This is a genomic window from Tenacibaculum sp. 1B UA (assembly GCF_033978845.1).
Lineage (GTDB): Bacteria > Bacteroidota > Bacteroidia > Flavobacteriales > Flavobacteriaceae > Polaribacter.
Window position 1 is genome coordinate 45,532 of sequence record NZ_JAKVUA010000004.1, and the last position, 25,461, is coordinate 70,992.

Annotated in this window: 23 protein-coding genes; 4 read left to right on the plus strand and 19 right to left on the minus strand. The window is 31.5% G+C overall.

The annotated features are described in order from the left end of the window. Positions 1 to 23: 23 nt before the first annotated feature. From hisIE to MK851_RS05355, 11 genes are all read right to left on the minus strand, one after another. Positions 24 to 608 carry a bifunctional phosphoribosyl-AMP cyclohydrolase/phosphoribosyl-ATP diphosphatase HisIE gene (gene hisIE / locus MK851_RS05305; protein WP_320242074.1) on the minus strand — a complete coding sequence of 195 codons (585 nt, stop codon included), beginning with the start codon at positions 606 to 608 and terminating at the stop codon, positions 24 to 26. Then, complete coding sequence (gene hisF, locus MK851_RS05310; protein WP_320242075.1) at positions 605 to 1,357, minus strand: imidazole glycerol phosphate synthase subunit HisF; 753 nt, start codon at positions 1,355 to 1,357, stop codon at positions 605 to 607. Before hisF ends, hisIE begins: the two co-directional genes overlap by 4 nt. Positions 1,358 to 1,360: 3 nt before the next feature. After that, the gene (hisA, locus tag MK851_RS05315; RefSeq protein WP_320242077.1) at positions 1,361 to 2,077 is read right to left on the minus strand and encodes a 1-(5-phosphoribosyl)-5-[(5-phosphoribosylamino)methylideneamino]imidazole-4-carboxamide isomerase; all 717 of its coding nucleotides are present in this window, start codon (positions 2,075 to 2,077) and stop codon (positions 1,361 to 1,363) included. 12 nt (positions 2,078 to 2,089) lie between these two features. After that, complete coding sequence (hisH, locus tag MK851_RS05320; protein ID WP_320242078.1) at positions 2,090 to 2,671, minus strand: imidazole glycerol phosphate synthase subunit HisH; 582 nt, start codon at positions 2,669 to 2,671, stop codon at positions 2,090 to 2,092. Positions 2,672 to 2,710: 39 nt separating this feature from the next. Further along, on the minus strand, positions 2,711 to 3,844 hold the full coding sequence (gene hisB / locus MK851_RS05325; RefSeq protein ID WP_320242081.1) for a bifunctional histidinol-phosphatase/imidazoleglycerol-phosphate dehydratase HisB: 1,134 nt from the start codon (positions 3,842 to 3,844) through the stop codon (positions 2,711 to 2,713). A 12-nt stretch (positions 3,845 to 3,856) separates the two neighbouring features. Continuing rightward, a complete protein-coding gene (hisC, locus tag MK851_RS05330; protein ID WP_320242083.1) occupies positions 3,857 to 4,921 on the minus strand; it encodes a histidinol-phosphate transaminase in 1,065 nt (354 codons plus the stop codon). A 64-nt stretch (positions 4,922 to 4,985) separates the two neighbouring features. Continuing rightward, on the minus strand, positions 4,986 to 6,272 hold the full coding sequence (hisD, locus tag MK851_RS05335) for a histidinol dehydrogenase (RefSeq protein ID WP_320242085.1): 1,287 nt from the start codon (positions 6,270 to 6,272) through the stop codon (positions 4,986 to 4,988). Positions 6,273 to 6,358: 86 nt separating this feature from the next. Continuing rightward, positions 6,359 to 7,216 (minus strand): ATP phosphoribosyltransferase, encoded by an 858-nt coding sequence (hisG, locus tag MK851_RS05340; RefSeq protein ID WP_320242087.1) that lies wholly within the window; start codon positions 7,214 to 7,216, stop codon positions 6,359 to 6,361. A gap of 308 nt (positions 7,217 to 7,524) precedes the next feature. Continuing rightward, positions 7,525 to 9,294, minus strand: coding sequence for a translational GTPase TypA (typA, locus tag MK851_RS05345; RefSeq protein ID WP_320242089.1), 1,770 nt, complete (start codon positions 9,292 to 9,294; stop codon positions 7,525 to 7,527). A gap of 203 nt (positions 9,295 to 9,497) precedes the next feature. Beyond that, positions 9,498 to 9,806, minus strand: a complete 309-nt coding sequence (locus MK851_RS05350) for an LETM1 domain-containing protein (RefSeq protein ID WP_303508122.1) — start codon at positions 9,804 to 9,806, stop codon at positions 9,498 to 9,500. Then, positions 9,806 to 10,972: a proline dehydrogenase family protein gene (locus MK851_RS05355; RefSeq protein WP_320242271.1), complete on the minus strand. Its 1,167-nt coding sequence runs from the start codon at positions 10,970 to 10,972 to the stop codon at positions 9,806 to 9,808. The genes MK851_RS05350 and MK851_RS05355 overlap by 1 nt, the downstream gene beginning before the upstream one ends. A 102-nt stretch (positions 10,973 to 11,074) precedes the next feature. On the opposite strand from MK851_RS05355, the gene aroB reads away from it, so the two are divergent. Further along, a complete protein-coding gene (gene aroB, locus MK851_RS05360; protein WP_320242092.1) occupies positions 11,075 to 12,133 on the plus strand; it encodes a 3-dehydroquinate synthase in 1,059 nt (352 codons plus the stop codon). A gap of 22 nt (positions 12,134 to 12,155) precedes the next feature. On the opposite strand, the gene MK851_RS05365 is transcribed toward aroB, so the two are convergent. The 8 genes from MK851_RS05365 to dnaB all read right to left on the minus strand — a co-directional run bounded on the left by MK851_RS05365 (position 12,156) and on the right by dnaB (position 21,300). Next, complete coding sequence (locus MK851_RS05365; RefSeq protein WP_320242094.1) at positions 12,156 to 12,950, minus strand: patatin-like phospholipase family protein; 795 nt, start codon at positions 12,948 to 12,950, stop codon at positions 12,156 to 12,158. A 40-nt stretch (positions 12,951 to 12,990) separates the two neighbouring features. Beyond that, positions 12,991 to 14,121: an N-acetyl-alpha-D-glucosaminyl L-malate synthase BshA gene (gene bshA, locus MK851_RS05370; RefSeq protein WP_320242097.1), complete on the minus strand. Its 1,131-nt coding sequence runs from the start codon at positions 14,119 to 14,121 to the stop codon at positions 12,991 to 12,993. A 139-nt stretch (positions 14,122 to 14,260) separates the two neighbouring features. Beyond that, positions 14,261 to 15,106 (minus strand): transketolase, encoded by an 846-nt coding sequence (locus tag MK851_RS05375; protein WP_320242099.1) that lies wholly within the window; start codon positions 15,104 to 15,106, stop codon positions 14,261 to 14,263. 347 nt (positions 15,107 to 15,453) lie between these two features. After that, positions 15,454 to 16,365 carry a hypothetical protein gene (locus MK851_RS05380; RefSeq protein ID WP_320242102.1) on the minus strand — a complete coding sequence of 304 codons (912 nt, stop codon included), beginning with the start codon at positions 16,363 to 16,365 and terminating at the stop codon, positions 15,454 to 15,456. A gap of 87 nt (positions 16,366 to 16,452) precedes the next feature. Beyond that, on the minus strand, positions 16,453 to 17,496 hold the full coding sequence (locus MK851_RS05385; RefSeq protein ID WP_320242104.1) for a hypothetical protein: 1,044 nt from the start codon (positions 17,494 to 17,496) through the stop codon (positions 16,453 to 16,455). A 317-nt stretch (positions 17,497 to 17,813) separates the two neighbouring features. Continuing rightward, positions 17,814 to 19,073, minus strand: a complete 1,260-nt coding sequence (locus MK851_RS05390) for an asparagine synthetase B (RefSeq protein ID WP_320242106.1) — start codon at positions 19,071 to 19,073, stop codon at positions 17,814 to 17,816. Between the two features lie 17 nt (positions 19,074 to 19,090). Continuing rightward, positions 19,091 to 19,714 (minus strand): hypothetical protein, encoded by a 624-nt coding sequence (locus MK851_RS05395; RefSeq protein ID WP_320242107.1) that lies wholly within the window; start codon positions 19,712 to 19,714, stop codon positions 19,091 to 19,093. A 71-nt stretch (positions 19,715 to 19,785) separates the two neighbouring features. Then, on the minus strand, positions 19,786 to 21,300 hold the full coding sequence (gene dnaB, locus MK851_RS05400; protein WP_320242108.1) for a replicative DNA helicase: 1,515 nt from the start codon (positions 21,298 to 21,300) through the stop codon (positions 19,786 to 19,788). Positions 21,301 to 21,427: 127 nt separating this feature from the next. Between dnaB and MK851_RS05405 the strand changes: the two genes are divergently transcribed. The 3 genes from MK851_RS05405 (at position 21,428) to lysA (ending at position 25,298) form a co-directional block, all read left to right on the plus strand. Further along, entirely contained in the window at positions 21,428 to 22,501 is a 1,074-nt protein-coding gene (locus MK851_RS05405; protein WP_320242109.1) for a DUF3810 domain-containing protein, read from the plus strand. Between the two features lie 70 nt (positions 22,502 to 22,571). Further along, positions 22,572 to 23,810 (plus strand): peptidase T, encoded by a 1,239-nt coding sequence (pepT, locus tag MK851_RS05410; protein WP_303508133.1) that lies wholly within the window; start codon positions 22,572 to 22,574, stop codon positions 23,808 to 23,810. A gap of 282 nt (positions 23,811 to 24,092) precedes the next feature. Then, positions 24,093 to 25,298 (plus strand): diaminopimelate decarboxylase, encoded by a 1,206-nt coding sequence (gene lysA, locus MK851_RS05415; protein WP_320242111.1) that lies wholly within the window; start codon positions 24,093 to 24,095, stop codon positions 25,296 to 25,298. Positions 25,299 to 25,461: the final 163 nt, after the last annotated feature.

The following is a 25,461-nucleotide window of genomic DNA, read 5'->3' on the forward strand; positions in this document are numbered from 1 at the left end:
TTGTAATATACTAACCAACTTAATCAATTTCTACTTTTTAAAACTTTTTCAATATCAGTAATCGTAAAACCTTTAGCTTTTAGTAAGATTAAATAGTGATATAATAAATCGGCAGCCTCGTTTTTAAATAATTCATCATTGTTGTCTTTCGCTTCAATAACTACTTCTACAGCCTCCTCTCCTACTTTTTGAGCCACTTTGTTAATTCCTCTTTTGTAGAGTTTATTAGTATAAGACGTTTCAACATTATTATCTATTCTGTCAGAAATGATACTTTCTAATGAATACAAAAAACCTTTAGGTGTTTCCTCACCAAAGCAAGAAGTTGTTCCTTTATGACAAGTAGGTCCTTCGGGAGTAGCTTTAATCAACAAAGTATCATTATCACAATCTACCTGAATATCTTTTACCCATAAAAAGTTTCCTGATTCCTCACCTTTTGTCCAAAGTCTATTTTTACTTCGGCTATAAAAAGTAACTTTTCCTTCTTTTTGTGTTTTGGTAAAGGCTTCTTTATTCATATAACCCAACATTAACACCTGCAAAGTAGTATTGTTTTGAATAACAACAGGAATTAACCCGTTTCCTTTTGAAAAATCTATATTCATCGTATAGCTATGTTTTGTTTTTTTAATTCGTTTTTTAGTACGGGTACTGGTATTTCACCAAAGTGAAAAATGCTAGCCGCTAATCCTGCACTTGCTTGGGTTTTGGTAAACACTTCTGTAAAGTGCGCTACTTTTCCAGCTCCACCAGAAGCAATCACAGGAATATTTACAGTTTTGCTTACTGCATTGGTTACTTCAATATCAAATCCGTTTTTAGTACCATCACTATTCATAGAGGTTAATAAAATTTCACCAGCTCCTAATTTTTCTACCTCTTTTGCCCAACTCACAGTTTCTAATTCGGTTTCAAAAGTGCCTCCTTTCGTAAATACTTTCCAATTACCATTTACATTTTTAGTATCAATGGCAACCACAACAAACTGACTTCCGAATCGGTTTTTTAAATCGGTTATTAATTGCAGATTTTTAACTGCAGAAGAATTAATACTTACTTTATCTGCCCCTGCTTGGATTAAAGCTACGGCATCTTCTACAGTACTGATTCCGCCTCCAACAGTAAATGGAATATTAACCTCTCGTGCAATTGTTTTTACCAATTCAACCAAAGTTTTTCTATTTTCTAAAGTAGCTGTAATATCTAAAAATACTAATTCATCCGCTCCTTGTTTTACATATTGTTTTGCTAATTCTACTGGATCTCCAGCATCTTTAATATCTATAAAATTGACCCCTTTAACCGTTCTTCCATTTTTTATATCCAAACATGGAATAATTCTTTTCTTTAACATGTCTTAGTTTATAAATTCTTGTAATTCTTTTAAACTTATATTTCCTTCATAAATGGCTTTACCTACAATGGCTCCTTCACAACCAATTTCTTTTAATCGATGTAAATCATTGATATTAGCTACCCCTCCACTCGCTATTAATTTGACTGAGGTTTTACTCAAAATTTCTAAATATAAATCTAAAGAAGCTCCTTGTAACATCCCGTCTTTAGCTACATCGGTACAAATAGTGTTTACAATACCTATTTCTTGATATTCACTTATAAATTCAACAACATCAACTTCTGAGGTTTGTAACCAACCATTAGTCGCAATTTTTCTATCTTTACAATCAGCTCCCAAAATTATTTTACCCTTTCCATATTTAGTAAGCCATCCAATAAATGTATCTGGATTTTTTACAGCTATGCTTCCTCCTGTTATTTGGTTTGCACCACTTTCAAATGCAATTCGAGCATCTTCACCTGACTTTAGACCTCCTCCAAAATCAATTTTTAAATTCGTTTTCGTTGCTATTTGTTCTAATACTTTGTGATTTATAATTCGACTAGATTTTGCGCCATCTAAATCAACAACATGTAAGTATTCTATTCCGTTTGCCTCAAATTCTTTAGCTACTTCTAACGGACTTTCATTATATATTTTTTTGGTATCATAATCGCCCTTAGTCAAGCGAACACATTTTCCTTCTATAATATCTATTGCGGGTATAATTCTCATTTTAATTTCTTTTTATAACTCTAAAAAATTCTTCAATAACTGCTCTCCAACATCTGCTGATTTTTCTGGATGAAATTGCATCGCATAAAAATTATCTTTCTGCATAACGGTACTGAACGGAAAAATATAATCGCAGATTGCCAGTGTGTTTTTAGATACTTCTGCATAATATCCATGAACATAGTATACATCGTCTTCTAAAGCTATGTTTGTAAACAGTTCAGATGATTTTAATTCAGAAAAGTTATTCCATCCCATATGTGGGACTTTTTCTTTTGGAGGAAACTGTTTTGTACACGTATCAAAAATACCTAAACATTCGGTATCTCCTTCTTCTGAGTATGTGCACATTAACTGTAACCCTAGACAAATTCCTAGTACAGGTTGTTTTAGGGAAACAATTAACTCATCAAGATTTCTTTCTTTTAAGTATTGCATTGCTGAACTTGCTTCTCCAACCCCAGGAAATATTACTTTATCTGCCAATTGTATTTCTTCTGGATTATCAGTTATAATACTTTCGTACCCCAAGCGAGTTAGCGCATTTTGTACCGATCGTATATTTCCAGCATTATATTTTATAATAGCTATCATGTTTTAATTATGAGTAAAGAATTTTTAATTCGTAATTGATTATAGAACTCCTTTTGTTGATGGTAAAATCATCTTATCTACATCTCTTTTTACAGCCACTTTTATAGCTTTGGCAAAAGCTTTAAAAATGGCTTCTATTTTGTGATGTTCATTTGTTCCTTCTGCTTTGATATTCAAATTACATTTAGCACCGTCGGTAAACGATTTAAAAAAGTGGAAAAACATTTCTGTTGGTATTTTTCCTATCATTTCTCGTTTAAAATCAGCTTCCCAAACCAACCAGTTTCTTCCACCAAAGTCAATAGCTACTTGAGCTAAGCAATCATCCATTGGTAAACAGAATCCATAACGTTCAATCCCTAGTTTATTACCAAGTGCTTTATAAAACACTTCTCCTAATGCTATCGCTGTATCTTCAATAGTATGATGCTCATCTACTTCTAAATCCCCTTTTACTTGTATATTCAGATCCATTTGACCATGACGTGCTATTTGATCTAACATATGATCGAAAAAAGCAATACCCGTATCAATCGTACTTTTCCCTGTTCCATCTAAATTTACTTCTATTTTTATTTGAGTTTCATTGGTATTTCTTTCAATAGAAGCAGAACGTTCTTCCAACTTTAAAAACTCATAAATCGTGTTCCAATTGTTACTCTCTAAAGCTATAAAACCATCTAGTTCCTCTCTTTTTACAGTAATTTCATCAGTTCCTAAATTCGTTTCATCATTGATGTAAATTCCTTGAGCTCCCAAGTTTTTAGCAAGTTCTATATCGGTTAAACGGTCACCAATCACAAAAGAGTTTTTCAAATCGTACTCTTTAGAAAAATATTTTGTCAATAAACCTGTTTTTGGTTTTCTCGTAGGTTGGTTGTCTTTAGCAAAAGTTCTGTCAATGATTTCTTCTACGAACTCAATACCTTCTTCTTTTAAGGTATTCATCACAAAGTTATGTACTGGCCAAAATGTATTTTCTGGATATACTTCCGTTCCTAATCCATCTTGGTTCGTGACTAACACTAATTCAAAGTCGAGTTCTTTGGCTATTTTACTCAATCCTTGAAAAACCTTTGGGTAGAATTGTAATTTCTCAAACGAATCTGTTTGTTCATCTGCTGGTTCTTTAATTAAGGTACCATCTCTATCTATAAATAATATTTTTTTCATCGTTTTTTAAATTTAAAATGAATTTTCAACTTCATCAGGTGTAACACTCAATTCCTCTAATGCTGCCATTAATTTTTTGTTTTCTTTCTCACTTCCTACCGTAATTCGTATGCAATTATTTACCAAACTATTCCTGTTTCTAGTTATAATTTTTTGAGCTACTAACGAGTTATACAATTTATTAGCGTTTGTAACCTCAATTAGTATAAAATTAGCTTCAGAAAGATATATCTTTTTTACTAATTCAATTTCTTGCAGCTGTTTTTCTAGTTTTTCCTTTTCATTGAGAATGATATTTTTCTCAATCTCAAACTGTGCTAAGTTATCTAGCTTATTAAGCACAGCTTCTTGATTTAAAGCACTGATATTGTAGGGTGGCTTCACTTTGTTGTATATATCAATGATTTCTTTACCAGCATACGCTACTCCAACTCTAACACCTGCTAATCCCCAAGCCTTACTGAAGGTTTGACTTATAATTAAATTAGGGTAATTTTTTAATTGATTTATAAAAGATTCTTTAGAGCTAAAATCAATATAAGCTTCATCAATAATTACAATTCCTTTAAATTTACTAAGAATAAACTCAATTGTTTCATCTTCAAAACAGTTACCTGTTGGGTTATTTGGTGAACAAATGAATATTATTTTTAAATTTTCATCTTCTAAGTAAGGTTCTAAAGCACCTATATTTATCTGAAAATCTTGATTTAAAGCTAATTCAATCAATTCAATATCATTAATAGCTGCGGAAACATTATACATTCCATAAGAGGGTGTAAAAGTTAAGGCTTTGTCTTTCCCCGGATTACAAAATATTCTAAATGCTAAATCGATTACTTCATCACTTCCATTTCCTATAAAAATTTGATTCTCATTTACATCTTTAACCTCAGACAATCGTTTTTTAATTGCTATTTGTTGCGGATCTGGATAGCGATTCAAAACACCAAATGGATTCTCATTGGCATCTAGATACACTTCAGCAACACCTTTAAATTCATCTCTAGCAGAAGAATAAGCTTTTAATTGTTGAATGTTTGTGCGTACTATCTTATTTAAGTTTATTTTTTTCATTGTTAACTATTTTGAGGTGTTACTCAATAAGGTTAAGGTTTCTCACATACGTTCGAAATGACGCTTAGTTATTTAATGAGCTTAATCTAACTGTAATGGCATTTTTGTGCGCTTGTAAGCCTTCTGCTTCTGCCATTAATTCTATAGCTTCACCTATATTTTCTATTCCTTCTTTAGATACTTCTTGAAAAGTAATTTTCTTTACAAAACTGTCTAACGAAACTCCGCTATAGTTTTTTGCATAACCGTTAGTTGGCAAGGTGTGATTAGTACCACTAGCATAATCACCTGCACTTTCACAACTGTAATTCCCTAAGAATACTGAACCAGCATTTACAATTCCTTCGATATATTCAGAAGCTTTTTCTGATGCTATAATTAAGTGCTCTGGAGCATATTCATTACTAAAACCTATACATTCTTCTTTAGAATTTAAAACAACTGCAAAACTGTTCCCTATTGCTTTTTTAGCTAATTCTTTTCTAGGCAATTCTTCTATTTGTTTGTTTAGTTCTGTTATAACATTTTGAGCAACTTTTTCAGAAGTAGTGGCTAAAATAGCTTGACTATCTGCTCCGTGTTCTGCTTGTGATAATAAATCGGAAGCTACAAAAACAGGGTTTGATGTTTCATCTGCAATTACAAGTACTTCACTCGGACCTGCAGGCATATCAATAGCTACCCCTTGTTGTTGTACCAGTTCTTTTGCTTTGGTTACAAACTGATTTCCTGGTCCTAATATTTTATATACTTGAGGAACGGTTTCTGTTCCGTTCGCCATCGCTCCAATAGCTTGAGCTCCTCCAATTTTAAAAATTTTAGTTACTCCTACCAAAGAAGCAGTGTATAAAATAGCTGGGTTAATTTTACCTTCCTTACTTGTTGGCGTACATAGTACTATTTCTTTACAACCAGCAATTTTTGCTGGAATACCTAACATTAAAATCGTAGAAAATAACGGTGCAGAACCTCCTGGAATATACAAACCTATTTTTTCTACTGCTACACTTTTTCTCCAACAAGTAACACCTTTTGTAGTTGTTATTTTTTTAGGTGCTTCCTTTTGAGAGTTGTGAAATGTTTCAATATTAGATTTTGCTAACTGTATGGCTAATTTTAATTCTTCTGAAACTAAGTTTTGTGCTTCTTCTAACTCTTTTTTAGAAACTTCTAACTCGGTTAACAACACTCCATCAAATAATTGTGTATATTTTTTTAAGGCTTTATCTTTATTAAGCTTCACATCATTTAATATTGTTTGTACCGTTTCTTGTAAACTGTTTTCGCTTAAAGTAGCTCTTTTACACAATGAATTCCAAGTTTCTATTGTTGGATTTTTTATAATTTTCATCTGTTTATTTTTATTGTTTTAACTATCATCCTTCTTCTGTAATCGGCACAGATATGGGAATTAAATCCTTGGCTATCGCCCTGTGATTAAATAACCATTTTTTCTATTGGACACACCAAAATACCTTCAGCTCCATTGCTTTTTAGTTCATCTATAATTTCCCAAAATTGATTTTTATTTAATACTGAGTGTACAGAACTCCACCCCTCTTCAGCTAAAGGAAGTACTGTTGGGCTACGCATTCCTGGTAAAATATCAATGATTTTGTCTAGTTTTTCATTCGGAGCATTTAGTAACACGTATCTTGATTGTCTTGCTTTTAATACTGATTGAAGCCTAAATTGTAATTTGTTAAGTATTGCTTGTTGTTTTTCTTGAATCTTAGGTGAAACTGCCAATACAGCTTCCGATTTTAATAGAACTTCTACTTCTTTTAAGTTGTTTTTAAATAAAGTTGAACCACTAGATACAATATCACAGATTCCGTCTGCTAAACCAATATTTGGGGCTATTTCTACAGAACCGTTAATAATATGTAATTGTGATTTTATGTTATTTTCTTCTAGAAATTTTAAAACTGTGTTTGGATATGAAGTTGCTATTTTTTTATTCTGAAAGTAGTTTATTCCTTTATATTCTTCATTTTTTGGGACTGCTAAGGATACTTTACATTTTGAAAAACCTAATTTTTCAATAAATTGAATTTCTTCCCCTTTTTCAATTAGTAAGTTCTCACCAATGATAGCTGCATCCACAACTCCATCTTTTAGATATTGTGGAATATCTCCATTTCTTAGATAAAAAACCTCTAATGGAAAATTGTTTGCTGAAGCTTTTAATTGATCTTTACCATTATCGATAGAAATTCCACAGTCTTTAAGAATTTGTAGAGACTCTTGGTTGAGTCTTCCTGATTTTTGTATGGCTATTTTTAATTTACTCATTTTAGTTTTGAATGGGTTTGAGTAAATCGTTTTGAGAAGATTTTTTCCTGGCGCCTTGGAAATAAAAAACCCGTTTGATTTACTCAAACGGGTTTAAAATATATTTTGTTTTTATTCAATACATTTTCAGTTCGCTTGAGTGCAAATATGAAAATGATGATGATGTAATTGAATAAAACTCATGTCTTTTATTTTGTTACTGCAAATATTTGTTATTTATTTTTAATTATGCAAGTTATTTTTAATAAAAATAAAAAACCACCTAAAACTAGGTGGTTCTTCTTATATTTTCTTTTAGAAATATTCTATTATCTAAAATCAATTTTACGCATACGTAAGCTTTCAGGAGTTACTTCTAAATACTCATCAGCTCTGATATACTCCATACATTCTTCTAAAGAAAAATCGATTTTTGGAGCAATTTTAACACTATCATCGTTTCCTGATGAACGTACATTTGTTAATTTTTTCCCTTTAATTAGGTTAACAGCCATATCATCTGACTTTGAATTTTCTCCAACTACCTGACCTTTGTAAATCTCTTGGTTAGGATCAATAAAGAAACGTCCTCTATCTTGTAAACGGTCAATTGCATAAGCAGTTGCTTTACCTGTTTCAGAAGAAATAATAGCTCCTTTTAATTCCTCAGCAAACTCTCCTTTATATGGCCCGTATTCGCTAAATCTGTGATTTATAATTGCTTGACCTGCAGTCGCTGTTAATATTTTATTACGTAAACCAATTAATCCTCTAGATGGAATAGTAAATTCTAAGTGTTGTAAGTCACCTTTTGGTTCCATTACTAATAAATCTCCTTTACGTAAAGAAACTAAGTTAATAGCTTTAGAAGATACATCTTCAGGAACATCAATAGATAATGTTTCGTATGGTTCACTCTTAACTCCATCAATATCTTTTAAAATTACTTGCGGACGTCCAACTTGTAATTCATATCCTTCACGACGCATTGTTTCTATCAATACTGATAAGTGTAATACTCCACGTCCGAAAACGTTAAATTTATCTTCAGTATCCGTTTCATCAACACGTAACGCTAAATTCTTCTCCATCTCCTTAAATAAACGATCACGTAAGTGACGAGAAGTAACAAATTTACCTTCTTTACCAAAGAATGGAGAATTATTAATTGTAAATAACATACTCATAGTAGGTTGATCTACTTCAATTCTTGGTAATGCTTCTGGGTTTTCTAAATCGGCAATAGTATCACCAATTTCAAAATCATCAATACCAGTAATAGCACAAATATCTCCACTACGTACTTTATCAGTCTCTGCTTTACCCATTCCTTCAAAAACGTGTAATTCTTTGATACGTACTTTTTTCGTAGATCCATCAGCTTTACAAAGCATGTATTCTTGGTTCTTTTCTAAGTCTCCACGGTATACACGTCCAATGGCAATTCTTCCTTTAAAAGAAGAATAATCTAACGATGTAATTTGCATTTGAGGAGAACCTTCACGGTAAGGTGCTTCAGGAATTGTTTCGATAACAGCATCTAATAAATCGATGATATCTTCCTTTGGGTCTTGCCAATCAGTGCTCATCCATCCATTTTTAGCCGAACCATAAATAGTTGTAAAGTCTAATTGATCTTCATTTGCTTCTAAAGCAAACATTAAATCGAATACTTTTTCATGTACTAAATCTGGTGTACAGTTTTCCTTATCAACCTTATTTACTACTACGATAGGAGTTAATCCTAATTCTATTGCTTTTCCTAATACGAAACGTGTTTGAGGCATTGGTCCTTCAAAAGCATCAACCAATAATAAAACTCCATCTGCCATTTTTAATACACGTTCTACTTCACCACCAAAATCGGCGTGCCCAGGAGTATCAATTACATTAATTTTAACTCCTTTATAGTTTACTGATACGTTTTTAGATAAAATGGTAATACCACGTTCACGCTCTAAGTCGTTATTATCTAATAATAAATCAGTACGTTCTTTACGCTCATCTAAAATTTTAGCTTGATCTATAATTTTGTCTACCAAGGTTGTCTTTCCGTGGTCAACGTGTGCTATAATAGCAATATTTCTTATTGATTGCATTCGTGCTTATTTTGAAGCTGCAAAAGTAGTGTTTTATTGTTTACGATTTACGAAATTTTATTTATGAATTCGTAATGTTTCATTTAAAGCATTATAAAAACATCATTTTATGTGATTTTCTCATCCTTTAAATGAACTTCGGGAGTCTTAACTTTCTATCTTGTTTGGATAAAGAACTTAATTTATTGAAAGCTAACTAAAAATTATTCAGGTTTACTTTCTTCTAATTCCTCATCATCTGCTCTAAAAGCACTTGGTAAAATATCAGGAATTAATTTTATAAGTAAAGGCAAAAGTAATGCTCCTCCTGGCAGCATAAACACTGTAAAGGCAGGAATTGCTTTACAAATATCAAGTGTTTGTTCTTTTACTTTTGCCTTTTCTTCGTCTGTTAATGATGTAGTTAGAGATTTTCTCACAAGAAAAAGAAGCTCCCTACTTTCTTGGAGCTCTTTAGCTAATCTTTTTTTATTTTTATAGATAGCTTCTTTTATTTCATCAACTGTATTCATTAAAGCTTTCTACGTGCTTTTTCAGTTTTAAGTAAGTTTAATTCTCTTGAAGTTTGTCCTGCAACTGAAGTGTTTTCTTCTGCTCTACGAATTAGGTATGGCATCACATCACGAACAGGTCCAAAAGGAACATATTTCGCTACATTATATCCTTCTTTAGCTAAGTTGAAACTAATATGATCACTCATACCATATAATTGACCAAACCACATGCGTTTATCATCTTTAGCAATATTATGTTCTTTAGCTAAGTCCATCAATAAATATGAACTTTCTTCATTATGAGTTCCGGCAAAAATTGCCATATTCTTATGATTCATCATATAACGAACAGCTTTGTTATAATTGTCGTCAGTTGCTTGTTTATCTACACAAATAGGAGATTCATAACCATTTTCTTTGGCTCTTTCTCGCTCTTTTTCCATATAAGCACCACGAACAACTTTCATTCCGATATGATATCCTTTTTGATGTGCTCTTTTGTGTAAATTTCGAAGATACTCCATACGATCATGACGGTACATTTGTAATGTATTGAAAACGATGGCTTTTTCTTTATTGTAGATTTCCATTAATTCTTCAATTAAATCATCAGCCGCATCTTGCATCCAACTTTCTTCTGCATCTATTAATAACGGAACATCTTTTATTTTTGCTGCTTTACACACAATGTGAAAACGTTCTACAACTCTATCCCACTCTACTTTTTCTTCTGAAGTTAATTCTTTTCCTTCTGTTAATTTTTGATATAAAGCAAAACGACCAAAACCAGTTGGTTTAAAAACAGCATAAGGAATGGATTGCTTTTCTTCAGCAAAATTAATCGTTTTTAACGTCATTTTTAAAGCGTCATCAAACTGCGCTTCATCTTCTTTACCTTCTACTGAATAATCTAAAATACTATGTACGTTACCTTGCTCGTACATTTTTTCGATATTTGGTAAGCAATCATCTTCACTTACTCCTCCACAAAAATGATCAAAAACTGTTGAACGGATTAATCCTTCAACTGGTAAATGTGCTTTTAAAGCAAAGTTTGTTACCGCTGTACCTATTCGAACCATCGGTTGGCTCTGAATCATTTTAAACAAAAAATATGCACGTTCTAACTCTGAGTCAGATTTTAATTTAAAAGCAGTTTCTGTATTATCAAAAAATCTCATTATCGAGGTAATATTATATCTTTATTTTTTGAGACAAATATAATTGAGTAGACTGATATATTTTAATTTTTTCTATTTAATTTCGCCTTATATTTTTTTGTTATCATGACCACAATTAACGCAGCAACATACCCTATTCATTTTGAAGAAAAAGGCTATAATGAATTAACTTCTTTAATTTCTAGTAAAAACTACTCTTCAGTTTTTATTTTAGTGGATGACAATACTTTAAATTGTTGTTACCCTCTATTCATGCAGTTATTTACTACAGATAAACCAATAGAGGTTATTCAAATTGATGCTGGTGAGATTCATAAAAACATGGAAACTTGTATGGGGGTATGGAATGTAATGACTGAATTGGGTGCTGACAGGAAAAGTTTATTAATTACTTTAGGTGGTGGTGTAATTACTGATTTGGGTGGTTTTGTTGCTTCTACATTTAAGCGTGGAATTGACTTTGTAAATATTCCTACTACTTTGTTGAGTATGGTAGATGCTTCTGTTGGTGGTAAAACAGGTGTTGATTTAGGTGTTTTAAAAAATCAAATTGGTGTATTTGCAAACCCAGAATTAATTATTATTGATCCTGAATATTTACATACAGTTACCGCTAGAGAAATTCGTTCTGGTACTGCGGAAATCATTAAATATGGAATGACACACGACATTCAATTATTTAACGAAATTAAAGATAACGATAAACTTAATATTATTGACTTGATTCATCGTTCGATAGAAATTAAAAATGAAGTTGTTTTAGATGATCCTAAAGAACAAGGTATTCGTAAGGTTTTAAATTGGGGGCATACTATTGGTCATGGTGTAGAATCATATTTTTTAGAAGCCCCTGAAAAAGAAACTTTAACACATGGTGAGGCGATTGCTATTGGAATGGTTTGTGAAGCTTACTTATCTTCAAAAGTTTTAAACTTCCCAGAAGATAAAGTGTCTGAAATAAAAGAAGCTATTATTAAAATATATGGTAAAGTTACGTTATCTGAAGAAGATTTTCAACCAATTCTTGAATTGATGAAACATGATAAAAAGAATGTTGGTGGAGAAATTAACTTTGTTCTCCTGAACGATTATGAAGATTATAAAATTAACGCTAAGGCTTCTGATGAGTTAATCAAAGAGAGTTTACAGTTTTATAATTCATAAAGAGTTTTTACACCTCTTTTCTTTATTTTAGTCTTCCATTTATATAATTTTTAGCTGTTTCATAAATAGCATCTACTTCTTTTGTACTAAATCCACTGTATTCTCCTAGAGGAAAACAAATAGTAGCGTATGTTTTAAAAAACTTATGCTCTTCAGAGGATAACATCAGTAGTTTAGATGTATGGGCTAAAACTTTTAAGGTGGTATTCAACTCTTCGCTTGTTTTTTCTGAAGGATACACCACATAACTTCCAATAATGGGATATTCTGAATCTTTAAATGGTGTGGTTGGAAAGTTATCTATAATTCCACCATCAGAGTAAAGCATACCATCTATCCTTATAGGGTTGAATAAACCAGGTAATGCACATGAGGCTAATACTGGTTTTAGTAAATCACCTTCATGAAAATACTGAGTGGTTCCTCTATTTAAATTAGTTGTGGAAACCGTTAAGGGTATCTTTAACTCTTCAAATGTGGGTTTAATTTTGTCTTCTATTAATCTTGCATAATTAGAAGAATTAAAAATTCCTGGTTTAGCTATTGTTATCCAAGAAAATTGAAATATCTCAGTCGTTTTAAAAAAGTTTAATATTTCTTTTGGTCTCATACCAGAAGCATACATAGATCCTACTAAAGAACCTGAACTACAAGCCGAAATAGCATTAATTTTAATATTTAACTCTTCCAGTTTTTCTAATAAAGCAATATGTGCTACTCCTTTTTCTGCTCCTCCACTTAGCACTAAATTTATAGGTACTTTAGTGTCTAAAGTTTTTATTTTTTCAAGAGAACATTGGTACTTTTCTTTAATCATCTTTCTCTATTTATTAGCTTTTTTTAAGATAATATAATTTTTATGCTTCTACTGAACATTTTTTATAGAGTTTCTCATAAGCTGGTAGAATATTATCTAGTGAAAATAGCTTAATATGTTCTTTAGCGTTTTCTTTAAATTTATTTAAAACCACATCATCTTTCAAAATATCAATAGTATTGTTAGCCATACCATCAATATCGCCTAATTCGCTTAAAAAACCTGTTTTACCATTAATGTTTACTTCTGGTAACCCTCCTGTATTAGTAGAAATAACAGGTGTACTTGCCGCCATGGCTTCTAAGGCTGCCAACCCAAAACTTTCCGTTTCAGACGGTAATAAAAACACATCTGTATAGCATAATATTTTTGCAACTTCTGTACTATTTCCCATAAATAGTACTTTATCTTCTATTTGTAATTCTTTAGCTAAATTTTCAGCTTTTAAACGTTCAGGACCATCACCAACCATTAGTAATTTTGAAGGAATTTCTTTTTGAACCTTATTAAAAATTCGAATTACATCATCGGTTCGTTTTACAGGTCTAAAATTACTTATATGTGTTAAAATTCTCTCTTCAGATTGTGCCAACGCTTCTCTTTTACACTCTCCTTCATGCGCCTTGTCATATTTTTCTCCATCAATAAAGTTGTATACTACTTTAATATCTTTTTCAATATTAAATAATCGAAGTGTATCTTCTTTTAAGCTATTGGATACAGCTGTTACTTCATCTGATTTGTTTATACTAAACTCTACAGCAGTTTTATAAGTTGGATGACTTCCTACCAAGGTAATATCCGTACCGTGTAGTGTTGTTACTACTTTTATATCAATACTTTTATCTTCAAGCATTTTTTTTGCCATATAGGCAGCGTATGCATGCGGAATAGCATAATGTACATGTAACACTTCAAGTTCATATTTTTGAACTACTTCTACCATTTTACTTGATAAAGCTAATTCATAAGGCTGATATTGAAATAGTGGATATTCTTCTAAAACAACTTCATGAAAATGTAAACGATGAGAAAAGAAATCTAATCGAACAGGCTGATTGTAAGTTATAAAATGTACTTCATGCCCTTTATCTGCTAATGCCATTCCTAATTCGGTCGCCACTACTCCACTTCCTCCAAAGGTAGGGTAACATACAATTCCTATTTTCATCTGTATCTGTTGATTATTTTTTGAATATGATTACAGACGTAAATTTACGGTATTACTTACTTTTTTTTGTAAAGTTTTTCATAAAAAAAAGCCATTACGTAATTCGTAATGGCGTTTATGGTATTGATTATATCTTTTCTTAGTAATCTCCTAAGGTTTCTGGATTTTGAGCTAAGGCAACCTCTAATTGCTCATCGTTTGGTGCTTTACCATGCCATGCATGTGTATGCATCATAAAATCAACTCCGTTCCCCATTTCGGTACGTAATAATACGCAAACTGGCTTTCCGTTTCCTGTACGTGACTTTGCTTCTGCCATTCCTGCTAAAACAGCGTCTATATTATTACCTTCAGCAATTTCTACAACATCCCAACCAAAAGCTTCAAATTTAGCTTTTAAGCTTCCCATAGCTAAAACTTCATCCGTAGAACCATCAATTTGTTTTTCGTTTACATCTACTGTAGAGATTAAGTTGTCGACTTTTTTAGCTGCAGCATACATTACAGCTTCCCAAACTTGACCTTCTTGTAATTCCCCATCACCATGTAATGAATATACCACTTTGTTGTCGCCGTCTAACTTTTTTGCTTGGGCTGTACCAATAGCAACACTCATACCTTGACCTAACGATCCTGAAGCAATGCGTATTCCTGGTAAATGCTCGTGTGTAGTTGGGTGTCCTTGTAAACGAGAGTCTAATTTTCTAAAAGTAGCTAACTCCGCTACCGGAAAAAATCCGCTACGAGCTAAAACACTATAATAAACTGGCGAAATATGCCCGTTTGATAAAAAGAATAAATCTTCGTTTTTACCATCCATAGAAAAATCAGTAGAATAATCCATGATTTCTTGGTATAAACACGTAAAAAATTCTGCACATCCTAAAGAACCTCCTGGATGTCCTGAATTTACAGCATGTACCATGCGTACGATGTCTCTACGAACTTGTTGTGTAAACTCTTGTAATTGTTGTGTTGTTGGCATTATTGTTTTGTTTTATGCCCACAAATGTAATTGATTATGTAAAAATGAGCAATTACTTTTTTATTTAAGTAAAAAGAAAAAGGGTTCAAGTGAGTTACGTTTTCTTTTTCGTTTAATTTTCCCTTTCTAAATGAATCTTTATTGAACCCTTTATTTACGTGATTCAAATAACTTATTTGTTTGTTTGATACACAAATAGTTGTACTCTGTTTTTATAAAAATCGACTTCTAAAAACAAGCAAAAAATTCATTTATAGATAATTATAAAAATAAGAAAATCATGTCTTTTTGATACTTTTAGATTCTAGTAAAGGTAAAAGACCATAAGTCTTCTTAATTTTTAAGTATTAGGTTAACAATTCTTCTACATTTTGATACTGAACTCCAAAAAGATAGTATTCGTTATTTTTAGGAACTTTTAACGTTATTGTTAAACTTTTGTCAGTTCCTAAAGTGTACTCTATTGTAGCTCCATTTATTTGCTGATAAAAAGGGAATATTACTTGTTCTGGAATAGATGTTAGTAAGTTTACTGTTTCTTCTGTATATGTTCCAGAGATATGAATTTTTATTGTCATATCTGAAACAGCAGATACATAAGAATTAATGTTTTTTAATATTCCTGTTTTGGGATTAAAAACTTCATCCCAAGATATTACAGAGTCATCCCAATTGCTTGGAGTATGATATGCGTATAAAAAAGCAGCAGATGAAAACCAATTTCCAAAGTTAATTTTCTGTGTAGTAGATTTACTAAAAGCTATGCTTACTGTTACAACTGATTTTGCTACTTCATTAGTAAAATTATCTAAAGAGGTATTTACAACTAAAACAGGAAATTCTGGGTAAACAGGAATGCGTATAACTTGTTCGTTTGATTTTACAATAATTTTTGACTGTGAGGAGTTTCCTATTACTCCTTTAAAAGTATTTAAGCTAGGTGTATACTTTGGTATTGTATATGGGACTATCCAGTTTGTTGCGTTATTATAATCATTCAACCCTATTTGAATCGCTAAAGGTTGGTTTATTTGAGCATTTAAAATTCTCCCATACACCTCACTAAAATAATTTAGTGGAAGGGCGCTATCAAAAAACTCAGTTCCTACTGGAATAGTATCTAATAAAACTGAGAAATCAGCTTCGTTTGTGGGTAAATTTGGTAAAGATGCATAGAATGTAAAATTACTTAATTGTGCGTTAAATAACTCTGCCAGTTCGTTTAATACTAAATAATTAAAACTCTCGGGGGACTTCATTATTCATTATTTTAAATTAACTATAATAAATTTATGTAAAAGGTTAAGTAGAGCACATGGTTTTCATGTGCTCTCTTAACTATAAGATTAAATTAATCTTGAAGGTGCTTTTAAAGCATGATTTGTGCTACCACCTGTTACAGCTCTATCTGTTGGAATTACTCCCATACCAAAAATTTGTAAATCTCCTGGTGCAGATGTAATTGTTACAGAAATCGTTTTATCATCATTAAATTTATAGCTAGATGTAGCTTTTGACGATGATCCTGATGTATAGAATGGCCATACATTGGTCTCTGTACTTTTTTCAATTTCTTCAAAATCAGATTGACTATAAGTTGCCCAAGATTTTACAGTAATTGTGTAACCAGAAACAAGTAAAGCTTGGTTGGTTACTCTTTGTAAAGAACCAGATGGACCAAATAAATTATTCCAATCATCTTGATTTTGAAATTGATCAGGATTTTGGTACATATCAGTAAAATAACCAGAGAAAAACCATCCTCCTGCTCTAACAGCTAGAAAAGCATACTTATTAAAATTCATATCTACAGTAATTCTACTTGCAGAAGCTTTTTCATTTAATGATTTTGAAACACTATTAGACTTCTTTCCCCAGAAACCAACTCCTGAAGAACCGTTGCTTTGTGCCCATGAGTTTTGAATATCATCATTAGACGTTTGAGAATCAAAATGAATTGCTGCAGAAGAACCTTTTTCAACTTGTAATTTTAACTCTTCAAAGGCTGGAGTGTATATAGGGTTAGTTCCCATGTTACCTCCAATCCAATTGTTAGAGTTTGTATAATTACTCATTGCTATTTTATACAAGAATGTACCTGTATCTTCTGTTTTACTTAGCATTGTAGCGTAATTACCGCTTAAAGTATTTAAAGGGTTACCTTCATACAATACTCCTACAGATTTTGGGGGAACACCATCAAAATAGTTATATAGTTCTGACGCTGAACTTTGGACTGGTAATACACCTTGTATCATTTGAAAACTTTTGTCACTTAAGTTTAATGATTGACAAAGGGTATTATACATTCCATTAGTTGGAGTTTCCATATTTGCTCCAACTTGTTCTTTTACGACACCATTAGATGGTTCTGTAAGTTTTGTTGCCATGATAATTTAGTTTTAAGTTTAGTTTTTACCTACTCTATTTAGGCTTTTCGGTATACGCCTAAAAATCCAAAACTATTTAACAGATGATCAAGCTATTAAATTAAAGAATGAGGTATGAAGTATAAAGTTGCGCGCTAATCATAAACCATACAATACAAGTTTTGGTTTTACTCTTACTAAATTATATAAATAACAAACGAATCACTTTACAAAAACCTTAAACGTTGTTTATTAATACGTTAAGTAGTATTAAATAGGTACAAGGCTTAACCAAAAACAATATAAGACACTAAAAAACAGATAATTACACATATGGATTATGTTTTCTGTTTTTTCTTTTTAGCTGCAGGAAATAATACATTGTTTAATATTAAACGATATCCAGGAGAGGTTGGGTGTAAGTCTAACTCTGTTTTAGGGTCTCCTACTCTATGCTGATAATCTTCAGGATCATGACCACCATAAAAAGTAAACATTCCTTTCCCTTTAGTTCCGTGAATATAGCGCCCCTCTCCATTGGTTTTATTGCCTCCTAAAACAATGACTGTAGATTTTATTGTATTAGGGTCAAAAGAAGTTGTTTGTCCCATAAAACCTTTAACTAACATAGTATGATTTTGGGTAAGCATTGTTGGAACTTGATCCCATTTTGCCGAAAACTCTTTCAATACAAAATAGTCTACCTCTTTTCTTATTCTTCGCTTACGAGTCATATCTATTGAAGAAAACTCATAGGTAGTAGGGTTACGAATCAATTCAAAATCTTTAAACGCAAGTGTTTTATTAAAGTTAATTTTCGATTGATAATTAGGCTCTGAAGCATCTCCATCAAACATTCCTTCACAAATATCTACCCCATCAGCAGCTAGTGCAATATCAAAGCTATCAGTTGCAGAACACATCGCAAACATAAACCCTCCGCCAACTACATAATCTCTAATTTTTTTGGCTACTGCTCCTTTTTCTTCAGACACTTTACTATACCCTAATCTTTTCGCTAAAGCTTCAGCATCTTTTTTTTGTTGAATATACCAAGGAGCTGTTCTAAAAGCTCCATAAAAACGTCCATACTGCCCTGTAAAGTCTTCATGATGTAAATGCAGCCACTCATACAATAACAATTTATCATTCAACACCTCTTCATCATATATTACATCAAAAGATATTTCAGCATACGTTAATACCATCGTTACCGCATCATCCCACGGCATTTTATCTTTAGGAGAATATACCGCTATTTTTGGTGCTTTTTCTAAAGTTACTGCTTCTTGGTTTTTTGAAGGTGAAGAAATTTCTTCTAAAATTAATGCTGATTTGGCATCTGAAATAATTTGATACGACACGCCACGTATTTTGCATTCTTTTTCTACTGCTTCATTATTTTCAATTAAAAAAGCGCCTCCATCATAATTCAATAGCCATTTGGATTTTAAACCATTTTCTAAGGCATAGTACACAATGCCGTATGCTTTTAAATGATTTTTTTGATTTTCATTGCTCATAGGTACATAAATAAAAGAAGCCCATAACGAGTTTGAAAAAAGGAAAAATGTTAGTATGTAAAGAAATTGTTTCATTTATGAAGTTATTTTGCCTAAAAAGGTTTTCCTAAGTTAGTTAATGAATAAAGCTCTCCTAAAAAAATACCATCCAAAGGACCTGATACTATACTACTTGAAAAACTCATATTATGTAACTCTTTTAATAACCCTAACCTTAGTAGATTATCTATTAAAACTAATTTAATTTCTTCATTAAAAGCTTCTATTTCTTCTTTTAATAAGTGTCTATCTGATTTGTCTAAATCTGATAATTCGTTAATTGATAATAATAATTTTATTTCATCTAAAGAAATTTGATTTAGTATTTGAATAAATATATTATTACTATCAAATCTATTTTCTGGGTTTAAAGAGTTTGAAAGTAAATTAGCCCAACTATTTTTCATTAAATTATCTTCTTCATATGAACTATATTCTAGTAGTGTTGATAAATCCTTTACAGGAATTTTCTTTGGAGTTTCAATGCCTTTTAATTTTAAAAACTCTTTAGCTTTTAAAATTATGCCTACTTTATTTTTAAACCTCCAATACTCTACTTTATCAGTAAGTATTCCTGTTCCTTCAATCAAAGGAGCAGCTATTATTTTCTCAATAAAGTTTAACGCTTTTTCTGCTGCTAAGCCAATTCCATTAATTTTTTCTAACTCATCTTTCATTATAAAACTAAAATACACAATTACTTTGAAGTAATTGTGTATTCTGTAATATTTTAAGTTTTATTTAAATATTAAAATGGAACATCATCGTCACTTGGACCAAAAGCATCTTCTGGTGAAGCAAAATTACTTGATGCTACTTCATCGTTAAATCCTGAGTTCATACTCGATTGGAATTCACTACTAAATCCTTCTTCTAAATCCGAGAATTTTGCCAAATGTCCTGTAAACTTCAAACGAATATTATCCAAACCACCGTTACGGTGTTTTGCTACGATAAACTCCCCTTGTCCTTCACATGGTGAATGATCGTCATCGTCCCATTCAGTCATTCCGTAGTATTCAGGACGGTAAATAAACGATACAATATCGGCATCCTGCTCAATCGCTCCAGATTCACGAAGGTCGGATAGTAATGGACGTTTACTTCCTCCACGGGTTTCAACCGCACGCGATAACTGAGAAAGTGCAATTACAGGTACATTTAATTCTTTACCTAGTGCTTTTAAGTTACGTGAAATCGTCGAAATTTCTTGTTCACGGTTACCTCCTGCTCCCCCAGCTGTCATTAACTGTAAGTAATCAATAATTAATATTTTAACTCCATGTTGTGACACTAAACGACGAGCTTTTGCACGTAAATCGAAAATAGATAATGCAGGAGTATCATCAATAAAAATAGGTGCATCAGAAAGTTTTTTCACTTTCACGTTTAACTGCTCCCATTCGTGTGGCTCTAAATTTCCTTTACGTAATTTTTCTGATGTCAATCCTGTCTCAGAAGAAATCATACGGGTGATTAACTGTACAGATGACATCTCTAATGAAAATACAGCTACCGCATGATTAAAATCAATTGCCATGTTCTTTGCCATCGATATTACGAAGGCTGTTTTACCCATACCAGGACGAGCTGCAATGATAATTAAATCGGAAGGCTGCCAACCTGATGTTAAAGCATCTAGTTTTGTAAATCCAGTGGCCAAACCACTCATTCCTTCCTTGGTAGAAATCTCTTGGATTTTATTAATCGATTGTTGTACTAACGAATCAGCTCTTTCTGCTCCTTTTTTAAGGTTTCCTTGTGTTACTTCAAATAGTTTTCCTTCGGCGTCATCTAATAAATCAAAAACATCTACAGTTTCATCATACGCATTTTCAATAATTTCTGAAGAGATAGTAATTAGCTTACGCTGAATGAATTTTTCAAGAATAATTCTAGAGTGAAATTCAATATGTGCAGATGAGGCTACTTTTTGAGTTAAACCGATTAAGTAAAAATCTCCTCCTGCTAAATCTAATTTTCCATTTTTCTTTAACTGATTTGATACTGAAAGTAAATCAATTGGTTCTGAGTTTTGAAAGAGCGCATAAATTGCCGCATAAATTTCTTGATGTCTCTTATCATAAAAAGCGTCAGGGTGTAAAATATCAATTACTTCATCAATCCCTTTTTTGTCAATCATCATAGCACCTAAAACAGCCTCTTCTAATTCTAAAGCCTGCGGTGGTAATTTCCCTTTTTCTAAGCTTATAATTCTAGCTTTATCTATTTTTGTTCCTCTAAGAGATTGGGTTTTTTCCATAACAGCAAAAGTAAATTTTTAAGATGATATTTATAGAGACTATGCTCAATTTTCTTTATGCACATTTTTTGTAAATAAACTGTTATTAACTTGTTGATAACGTTACAACTTTCTTATTTTTGAGGGCATGCATAACCTAAAAAAATATTTTTTTGTCGCTTTATTTTTACCTATTCAGGTGATTTTAGTACTTTTTTTAAGTCAAAAATCACAATGGATTGAGTTTTATTATAGCAATGGAATTTACCCATATATTTCACAGTTTTTCAGAACCATTCTAGGTTGGATTCCTTTTTCCATTGGGGATGTAATTGGTTTTTATTTACTATACCTTTTATTAAAATCTATCTATTTTTTAATTAAAAAAAGGTTTCAAAACTTCCTTCCTAAGTTAGTAAAATTTATCGCAATTCTGTCTATTATTTATTTTTGTTTTTATGCTTTTTGGGGATTAAATTATTTTAGGGAGCCTTTAGCTAAAAATCTTAAACTAAAACAATCTACCTATACAACTGAAGAATTAATTTCAACTACTAAGAAGATTGTAACAGAATTAAACAAAGTTCATTTACAAATAACAAAAAATGATTCAGTAGCTATAATTGTTCCTTATTCTCAAAGAGAAATTTACAGTTTAGCTCCTAACGGTTTTCAAGAACTATCAAAAACTTATCCTCAATTAGCTTATCAAACTTCCTCAATTAAAAGTTCATTGGTAAGTTTATTTCAGTCATACAATGGAACATCTGGATATTTAAACCCAATAACGGGAGAAGCTCAAGTAAATAATATGATTCCTAAAACTGGTTATCCCGCAACTACTTGTCATGAAATGGCGCATCAAATTGGTTGGGCTGCTGAAAACGATGCTAATTTTGTAAGTTTTTTAGCTTCAATAGCTAATAAAGACTTGTATTTTAAGTATTCTGGATATCGTATGGCTTATAATTATTGTATTGGTCAAGTTTATAAGAGAGATAAAGAATTAGGTAAAGAAATTGCCAAAACAGTAAATAAAGGTGTATATAAGGACTATAAAGCGACTTATTTGCATTGGAAGCAGTTTAAAAACCCTATTGAGCCGTATTTAAAAAAAGGGTACAACTCTTACCTTAAAGCCAATAATCAATCAAAAGGAATTCAATCATACAGTTATGTTGTTGATTTATTAATAGCATATTATAAAAAGAAAGATTCCTGAAAATTTCATTGTATTTCAATTGACAAAATACATTTGAATTGGCTATTTTTGATGCTTTAAAAACACTACGATGAACAAACAACATATAATCGACCGATTTGTAAAATATGTAACTATTGATACTGAAAGTGATCCTAACAACCCTGCATTTCCAAGTACTGAAAAGCAATGGAATTTAGCTAAGGTTCTTGAAAAAGAACTAAAGGAAATAGGAATGGAAGATGTTGAATTAGACGAGAATTGTTATTTAATGGCAACGTTACCTAGTAACTTAAATTACGAAGTACCAACTATTGGTTTTGTTGCTCATATTGATACAAGTCCAGATTTTACTGGAGCTAATGTAAAACCTCAAATTCATGAGAATTACGACGGAAAAGATATCTTATTAAACAAAGAAGAAAACATCGTTTTATCTCCTGATTATTTTGATGATTTACTACAATATAAAGGACAAACTATAATCACTACTGACGGTACTACCTTATTAGGTGCTGATGATAAAGCAGGTGTTACTGAAATTGTTTCTGCAATGGAGTACTTAATCCAACACCCAGAAATTAAGCATGGCAAAATCCGTATTTGCTTTACTCCTGATGAAGAAGTTGGTAAAGGTGCACATATGTTTGATGTTGAAAAGTTTGGTGCAGAATGGGCTTACACCATGGATGGAAGTCAAATTGGAGAACTAGAATATGAAAACTTTAATGCAGCTGGTGCTACAGTTACTATTCAAGGTAAAATTGTACACCCAGGATATGCAAAAGGCAAAATGATTAATTCTATGCTTATTGCTAGTGAGTTTATCAATGCATTGCCTGAAGATGAAGTTCCTGAAAGAACAACTGGTTATGAAGGTTTCTTCCACCTACACCACATGGAAGGTAAAGTTGAGCAAACTACGTTGAGCTATATTATTAGAGATCATGATATGGACCAGTTTAACAACCGTAAAAAAGCGATATTAGATTTAGCTGAAGTTTTAAATGCTAAACGTGGACAAAAGTTAATTAGTGTTGAAATTAAAGATCAATATTTTAACATGAAAGAAAAGGTAACTCCTGTAATGCACATTGTTGATATTGCTGAAGAGGTAATGAAAGATATGGGAATTACTCCGTTAATTAAACCCATTCGTGGTGGTACTGACGGTTCTCAATTATCGTATAAAGGCTTACCATGCCCTAATATTTTTGCTGGCGGACATAACTTTCATGGACGTTACGAGTATGTTCCTGCTGAAAGTATAGTAAAGGCTAGTGAAGTAATTGTTGGAATTGCACAAAAAGTTGCGGTAAAATTTAAGTAATCTTACACTAGCTTTTATAAAATCAAAAACTCTAGCTTCCGCTAGAGTTTTTTTTATGATATTTTACCCCTTAAAAAATATCATTTTGTTTGAAATAAATCCCCTTAATTTTATTTCATAGCAAATATGATTCTTTTGAAAAGATTATATCATAGGAAAATTCCCTTTTGCTTAGACGCAAAACTCCCTAATTTCACAAAAAAACACAAATTTGTGAATTTCTTTCATTTTATTTTTTGTAATCAGTTACCTATATACTTTTGCCCATAAATATTAAAGTAAATGAATAGACAAGACCTTTTAAAGTTAGCCGATAAATATCAGTCACCTTTGTATGTTTACGACACTGAAAAAATTATTTCTCAGTATAAAAAGATAACATCTGCTTTTTCTAAAGTAAAAAACGTAAAGATTAATTATGCTGTTAAAGCTTTATCAAATATCAATATTCTAAAGGTTTTCAACAAGCTTAACAGCGGTTTAGATACAGTTTCTATTCAAGAGGTTAAACTTGGTTTATTAGCAGGGTTTGAGCCTCATGAAATTATATATACACCTAATGGAGTTTCTCTACAAGAAATAGAAGAAGTTGCTAAATTAGGTGTTCAAATTAATATTGATAATCTGTCTATTTTAGAATTATTCGGGCAAAAACACCCTAAAATCCCAGTTTGTATTCGTATTAACCCGCATGTAATGGCTGGTGGAAATAGTAAAATATCTGTAGGTCATATCGATTCTAAGTTTGGAATTTCAATTCATCAAGTACCTCATATAAAAAGAGTTGTTGAAAATACAGGAATGCATATTAATGGAATACATATGCATACAGGTTCTGATATTTTAGATATTGATACTTTTATAAGGGCCACAGAAATTTTATTTGATACTGCACGACAGTTTAAAGACATTGATTTTATTGATTTTGGTAGTGGTTTTAAAGTTCCTTATAAAAAAGACGATATTTCAACCGATATAAATGAATTAGGTAAAAAACTATCTACGAGGTTTAATGAGTTCTGTAAAAATTACGGAAAAGAAGTTACTTTAATGTTTGAGCCTGGAAAATTTTTGGTAAGTGAAGCTGGATGTTTTTTAGCAAAAGTAAATGTTATTAAGCAAACAACTTCAACTGTTTTTGCTGGTATTGATAGCGGTTTAAATCACTTAATACGTCCAATGTTTTACAACTCTTATCATTACATTGAAAACCTATCTAACCCAAAAGGAAGAGAACGCTTTTACAGTATAGTTGGATATATTTGTGAAAATGATACCTTTGGTTCTAATAGAAGAATCAATGAAATAGCTGAAGACGATATATTATGTTTTCATAATGCGGGTGCTTATTGCTTTTCTATGGCTTCAAATTATAATTCAAGGTTTAGACCTGCTGAAGTTATGATTTACAAAGGAAAAGATTATTTGATTAGAAAAAGAGAAACTTTGGACGATATTCTTAAAAATCAAGAAAGTATTACCTTATAATCCTACATTTAAAAACTCTGACCTTAGTAAGGCCAGAGTTTTTTTAAAATATAATCAACCCCTCAAAGACTATATTTTAAAACGTTGTAATTAAAGTCCCCTATCTTTATTTACGTCTACAAATATCACTTATTTATTTCAACAATTTCACAGGAAAAGCACC

Excerpts from the sequence above, each read along its gene's own strand:
- hisIE (WP_320242074.1), bottom strand. The coding sequence starts at position 608 with ATGAATATAGATTTTTCAAAAGGAAACGGGTTAATTCCTGTTGTTATT.
- hisF (WP_320242075.1), bottom strand. The coding sequence starts at position 1,357 with ATGTTAAAGAAAAGAATTATTCCATGTTTGGATATAAAAAATGGAAGA.
- hisA (WP_320242077.1), bottom strand. The coding sequence starts at position 2,077 with ATGAGAATTATACCCGCAATAGATATTATAGAAGGAAAATGTGTTCGC.
- hisH (WP_320242078.1), bottom strand. The coding sequence starts at position 2,671 with ATGATAGCTATTATAAAATATAATGCTGGAAATATACGATCGGTACAA.
- hisB (WP_320242081.1), bottom strand. The coding sequence starts at position 3,844 with ATGAAAAAAATATTATTTATAGATAGAGATGGTACCTTAATTAAAGAA.
- hisC (WP_320242083.1), bottom strand. The coding sequence starts at position 4,921 with ATGAAAAAAATAAACTTAAATAAGATAGTACGCACAAACATTCAACAA.
- hisD (WP_320242085.1), bottom strand. The coding sequence starts at position 6,272 with ATGAAAATTATAAAAAATCCAACAATAGAAACTTGGAATTCATTGTGT.
- hisG (WP_320242087.1), bottom strand. The coding sequence starts at position 7,216 with ATGAGTAAATTAAAAATAGCCATACAAAAATCAGGAAGACTCAACCAA.
- typA (WP_320242089.1), bottom strand. The coding sequence starts at position 9,294 with ATGCAATCAATAAGAAATATTGCTATTATAGCACACGTTGACCACGGA.
- MK851_RS05350 (WP_303508122.1), bottom strand. The coding sequence starts at position 9,806 with ATGAATACAGTTGATGAAATAAAAGAAGCTATCTATAAAAATAAAAAA.
- aroB (WP_320242092.1), top strand. The coding sequence starts at position 11,075 with ATGACCACAATTAACGCAGCAACATACCCTATTCATTTTGAAGAAAAA.
- MK851_RS05365 (WP_320242094.1), bottom strand. The coding sequence starts at position 12,950 with ATGATTAAAGAAAAGTACCAATGTTCTCTTGAAAAAATAAAAACTTTA.
- bshA (WP_320242097.1), bottom strand. The coding sequence starts at position 14,121 with ATGAAAATAGGAATTGTATGTTACCCTACCTTTGGAGGAAGTGGAGTA.
- MK851_RS05375 (WP_320242099.1), bottom strand. The coding sequence starts at position 15,106 with ATGCCAACAACACAACAATTACAAGAGTTTACACAACAAGTTCGTAGA.
- MK851_RS05380 (WP_320242102.1), bottom strand. The coding sequence starts at position 16,365 with ATGAAGTCCCCCGAGAGTTTTAATTATTTAGTATTAAACGAACTGGCA.
- MK851_RS05385 (WP_320242104.1), bottom strand. The coding sequence starts at position 17,496 with ATGGCAACAAAACTTACAGAACCATCTAATGGTGTCGTAAAAGAACAA.
- MK851_RS05390 (WP_320242106.1), bottom strand. The coding sequence starts at position 19,073 with ATGAAACAATTTCTTTACATACTAACATTTTTCCTTTTTTCAAACTCG.
- MK851_RS05395 (WP_320242107.1), bottom strand. The coding sequence starts at position 19,714 with ATGAAAGATGAGTTAGAAAAAATTAATGGAATTGGCTTAGCAGCAGAA.
- dnaB (WP_320242108.1), bottom strand. The coding sequence starts at position 21,300 with ATGGAAAAAACCCAATCTCTTAGAGGAACAAAAATAGATAAAGCTAGA.
- MK851_RS05405 (WP_320242109.1), top strand. The coding sequence starts at position 21,428 with ATGCATAACCTAAAAAAATATTTTTTTGTCGCTTTATTTTTACCTATT.
- pepT (WP_303508133.1), top strand. The coding sequence starts at position 22,572 with ATGAACAAACAACATATAATCGACCGATTTGTAAAATATGTAACTATT.
- lysA (WP_320242111.1), top strand. The coding sequence starts at position 24,093 with ATGAATAGACAAGACCTTTTAAAGTTAGCCGATAAATATCAGTCACCT.